Below are 3,471 nucleotides of genomic sequence, written 5' to 3' on the forward strand. Positions count from 1 at the left end.
AGGAGATGCTGAAATACCTTGACCATCCTTTTCAGCTTTCCGTTCAAGCGAGGCGTGCGAACTACACGGACTTTCTGAAACATGCAGAAGTGACCATCAACGAAGCGGTCAGGGGATATCAGAACCAACCATTTGCAGAATACGCCGAGTCGTTAAAAGGCTACTTAAGAGAAGAAGCGCAAAAGCCGCGCACAGACCGTTCAAACTTGATTGTCATCGGTGTGTTACCAAAGGTCGGCGGGGAAAACGAGAAGGCTCAAATCGAACGCCTTGAGCGGGAACAAGGTTATGTGGAAGCGGGCATTTCAAGCATGGGGCTTCCATACGAGGTTCTAGACCCGATAGAGAGTATCGAGGCGATACAAAATTTCTGGAATCGGGAAAGAGCGGTATCCCAAAGGTATAGGGATGCGTTTGCAAACCAAGTTCACGCCCCGCGCATTAATGGCGCGGATGTGGAGGTGCCTGATATTGTTTAAGTTCAGCAAGCGAAAGCAAGGTCCTAAAAAAGTGTACCTTGACGATCCAAGTGTTCTTGGTGAGAATGCGCCAACATTTCATGACTTGATGACACTGGCAGATGGGATAGAAGTGAACTCGACAGAAATTTACGTATCACCAAGTGGGTTCACAAAGACTTACTACGTAACAGGGTTACCCTCCACGATTCATTTTGGCTATTTGAATCGTTTCTTTCATGTTGGCGCCGACGTCCATATCTCCATTCATGTAGAGCCGGCAGATTCTACACTGGCTATCTCCAAGAGGACGAAAATGATGACCAAGCTTGAAGCCGAAATCCTCGCTGAGCAAAAGGCGGGCACCAACAAGGCCATTGCATTTTACCAGCAAGAGTACCAACTGCTAGAGAAAGAACGTGAGGAACTTCGTCTTGGCGTCGAAAGGCTGTTTTATACGACTATTATTTTTGCAGTGAGTTCGCCCAACCGTGAGGAGTTTCTCAGCGCATGTGAACGTATTGAGCGAGAAGGTTTTGAGGGATTCATGATTCGGCAAGCGTATCAGGAGCATGATCTCGGATTTCAATCCGTGGCCCCGATAGGGGAAAACCTCCTTCGACATCCGATAGAGATGACTTCAAGTGCGTTAGCAAATGCCTTCCCTTTTACGAACAGCCGATTCAGTCATGAGTATGGTATTCCGATTGGTATCGATTGGTCCTCCGGTCATCTGAATCGATACGATCCTTGGCATGAGAAACTGGCCAATTCAAACATGATTATCATCGGGACTTCGGGAGCGGGCAAGAGCTATTTAGTGAAGGGGCTCGTAGCGAGAGGAGCTGCGTTTGGCATTCGGTTTGTCATCATCGATTACGAGGGGGAGTACACGGCAGTTGTGAAGGCACTCGGGGGTGCGTCGATTCGGATTGATGAAAGATCACCCTATCGGATGAATCCTTTTGAATTGGAAGAAGAGGAAGAAAAGTTACAGGATGGAACGCTTCATCGGTTTGTCGATGTGAAAGAGAAGATTTCTGAAATGGAACGCTTTATCGTCAGCATGGCACATCTACATTCTGGAGACCGATTGGACGCGTACAATGCAGCTGCGATCAACACACTGTTACGAACACTGTATGAAGAGGATTTTGGCTTCACCTCTGATCCGGAGTCACTGTACGAAAGGCGAGATAGCTGGGAGCGAAACGCCAATGGAGATCGCCTCATCCTTCGGGTCAAAAGACAACAACCTTGCTTCTCTGATTTTTTCGAGAAACTCGAACAAAAGGCTGAAACGGACCCTCGCTTAGAGGAACTGGTCATGCGTCTTCGCCGGTTTCACAGGGGAGGGACGGAAGGGATGTTTGATTGCTATAGCAATGTAGAGCTATCCGATGCACCAATCATTCACTTCGACCTCTCATCGCTGCCAGAGAAAAGCCATGCACGTAGGCTTGGCATGCAGGTTACATTCGAGTGGGTTCTGGAGAAGTTCATCAAGAAAAACGTCCACATCAAGAAGTGCGTGGTTTCGGACGAGACGCAAAAGATGCTCGAACTGGAGGACACCGCACGGTTTATTGAAGACGTATTTCGTCGGATTCGGAAGCGTTCTGGAGCTGCGGTGGCTGCGAGCCAAGATTTTCGCAAGTTTGCAGATAATGAGTTTGGTCGTGCGATTGTCCAGAACTCAGCAACCAAGGTTTTACTTCGGCAGGACAAAAACGATAAAGCTGCCGTTATGGAAGTCTTTGGCCTGGAAGAACGGGAATTTGACGATCTAGTGGGGTACAGAAAGGGAATGGGTCGCTGGTGGGCAGGTGGAGAGGTATTCTACAACGTCCTCAATTCTTTTGCTGAAGAGGAACAACTGTTCTCCACCACATTTGTTCAGTCGGAACATCAACTGGCCCTGCAGAGAGATCGAGTGATGATACGATGAACTGGTTTGATAACCTCATTGCCAACTTAATTAACGCTCTCGCAAATGGCCTGCAAGCATTACTGAATCACACCATTGTTTCAGGTGACAACGTAACCGGGAACGTCATGGGGAATGTGATTCTTACAGGGTTCTTTCCAAGTGCCCATATTCCGGCTTGGGGAACAGGAAGTTTTGCAGACGTCATGGATGCGAAAGCAGTCACCTCCCTCCAACCGTTCGCTGATGCGTTTTGGGTGTTTGGCTGGACTTTTCTGCTCGTCGCATTGTATTTACTTGTGATCCAGGTATCTGGTGCAGCCAACAGCGCAATTCAACGGGAACGGTTAAAAAGTGGATGTGTAGGGCTCATTCTCGCGTCGGTCATGATGTGGGTTGGACCGCATTTCGCCGTCCTTATCACACAGCTTTTCTACTATCCAAGCGACTATTTTCTGACCTTGAACCCATTGATGAAATGGACATCACTCGACACCAGCGGTGGCCAAGGTCTTCTGAACTCAGTGGTCAATTTTCTACAGGCAATTTTGTCGCTGGTTGTGTGGCTTGTTTATGAGTTTCGAAAGGTGTTCTTGTATGTCTGGATGTTGTTTTTCCCTCTAGCCATGGCTTTTCATGCGAACGAGCGAACGAAAACAATCGCGAAGATGTGGTGGACAGAATGGATTTATCAAATGGCGATACCACTTGGCCAGGGGATTGTATTTGGCATCGCAAGTGCAGTAGCCAGTCCAATTAACAGCACGTCGCTAACGATTGAAGATATCTTCGTCGCGCTGGCAGGAACCATTGGTCTATTGGCCTCGGCTGTGTATGTAAGAAAACTAATTGAGGCTGTTGCGCACAGTTTCGGTGCATCGATGGTCGGGTTTAATGGAGGTGCTCGGCTAGGACAATTTGCGGCTCTCGGGTTAAGTGCTTATGCCGCAGACGTCGGAGGCAAGATGGCCGTAAAAGGTGCCGCCAAAGCCATTGGGACACCCGCCAAAGCCGTTTTTAGAGCGATGGACAACATGCCTTCCGTACGTGCCAAAGCGGAGAAGGCAGTCAAAGAGCGTCCAGAAG

The 3,471-nt window shown here is 48.6% G+C and carries 1 protein-coding gene and 2 pseudogenes; all 3 read left to right on the plus strand.

What is annotated here, in order from left to right; translation table 11 throughout:
• Positions 1 to 479, plus strand: a pseudogene (locus tag AN477_RS25000) (hypothetical protein); the annotation flags it as partial.
• The gene (locus tag AN477_RS09895) at positions 472 to 2,406 is read left to right on the plus strand and encodes a VirB4 family type IV secretion system protein (protein ID WP_245631780.1); all 1,935 of its coding nucleotides are present in this window, start codon (positions 472 to 474) and stop codon (positions 2,404 to 2,406) included. The pseudogene AN477_RS25000 and the gene AN477_RS09895, both read left to right, overlap by 8 nt.
• Positions 2,403 to 3,471: pseudogene (locus AN477_RS09900) on the plus strand (hypothetical protein); the annotation flags it as partial. The gene AN477_RS09895 and the pseudogene AN477_RS09900, both read left to right, overlap by 4 nt.

The sequence above is a fragment of the Paenalicyclobacillus ferrooxydans genome (genome assembly GCF_001399675.1).
GTDB classification, from domain to species: domain Bacteria; phylum Bacillota; class Bacilli; order Alicyclobacillales; family Alicyclobacillaceae; genus Alicyclobacillus_B; species Alicyclobacillus_B ferrooxydans.